Genomic DNA, 342 nt, shown 5'->3' on the forward strand with positions numbered 1-342 from the left:
GTTGCCAGACCAGCTTTATTCTAGCACAGGAGGTTCTTTCTCTTCACTAAAGTATTTTTTATCCACCCCCAGTTGAACTGGGGGTTTTATCATGCCTATTCGGCGCCAAAAAGAAAAACACCTGCTCATTCGAGCAGGTGTTTCCTGGTGACCCGTGCGGGAATCGAACCCACGTTAACGGCGTGAGAGGCCGCTGTCTTAACCGCTTGACCAACGGGCCATATAAAAGAGAAGCCGGCATCTACCTATTTTCACAGGCCGTCTCCAGCCAACTATCTTCGGCACAAGTGAGCTTAACTTCTGTGTTCGGAATGGGAACAGGTGGAACCTCACCGTCATCGA

Annotated in this window: 1 tRNA gene and 1 rRNA gene; both read right to left on the reverse strand. The window is 50.0% G+C overall.

What is annotated here, in order from left to right:
• Nucleotides 1-145: 145 nt before the first annotated feature.
• Nucleotides 146-220: transfer RNA gene (locus tag H6B10_RS15780), tRNA-Glu, on the reverse strand.
• A 12-nt stretch (nucleotides 221-232) separates the two neighbouring features.
• Nucleotides 233-342, reverse strand: a 5S ribosomal RNA gene (rrf, locus tag H6B10_RS15785); the annotation flags it as partial.

This window comes from Gemmiger formicilis, from assembly GCF_016901605.1.
In the GTDB taxonomy this organism is placed as follows: Bacteria; Bacillota; Clostridia; order Oscillospirales; family Ruminococcaceae; genus Gemmiger; species Gemmiger formicilis_B.